Origin of the sequence: Bacillus sp. BPN334 (genome assembly GCF_008368885.1) — a bacterium.
GTDB lineage: Bacteria > Bacillota > Bacilli > Bacillales > Bacillaceae_G > Bacillus_A > Bacillus_A wiedmannii.
In genome coordinates, this window is the sequence record NZ_QOZW01000065.1 from 1 (window position 1) to 871 (window position 871).

Sequence of the window (871 nt, forward strand, 5' to 3'; positions counted from 1 at the left end):
TCATTTTTACAAATGGTTTTTGACCCTATTCCATTTCTTTTGTGGTAAAATATTGTATTGCTTTTTTTACTAATTCATTCATAAATGAATCCTTTCTTAACCCATTTTCAAACCATGTCCCCAGATTTGTCCGCAGGTTTTGTTGAGTTTAAATTGAAGTCTACTTCTCCCTGGTGTTTTCCTTTTTTATTAAGTATTTCAAATCTACCATGTTGTGTATCTAAAGCATAAAGATTATTTGATTTTGAATCATCATAGTTAAAATTTAAACAGAGATATAGAGTAAACTAGTTAATGGTATTCTTTATTCTACTAATATCCCCTAGAAAGTCTGAATTAACTCTAATCCTAAATAAAACATTTGGATCCATTAAAGGTTCTATTAATAATACAGCAATTCAGGATATTCAAATACAAAATGGAGAAGTCGAACCTTATTTCATTAAACCAAAAGTTGGAAAATAAAAACCAATGCATTTCAACCTTATTTTCTATACTTTTGGCTGGACCGATTATTACCATAAAATTCAATAAAGGATTTATAGGAGGGTTTGAATTTGAGTTATTATTAGCTGTATCTTTATTTTTGTACTAACTAACATCCAATCTATTTCCTTAGATAAATTACTACTAAATCATAAAACTAAACAACAGCAAACTTTATAAGTACACTAACAAAAATAAAGCTTCTCCCCAACACTTCATTATTTGTGTTAAGGAGAAGCTTATTTATGCGAAACTTGTAATTAAATTAAAAACAAGCCAATTCGAAAAAGGATAAGATAACATATCCCAGACGTAAGTCAGGCCAATCTATTTCCTAAATTAAAAGAACTTAAATAGAAGTACTTTTTTATTTGTATTTTAATCT

The 871-nt window shown here is 27.7% G+C and carries 1 pseudogene; it reads right to left on the reverse strand.

Annotated elements, in window-relative coordinates:
- Positions 1-107 precede the first annotated feature (107 nt).
- Positions 108-239, reverse strand: a pseudogene (locus tag DN393_RS31235) (colicin E3/pyocin S6 family cytotoxin); the annotation flags it as partial.
- Between the last annotated feature and the right edge of the window lie 632 nt (positions 240-871).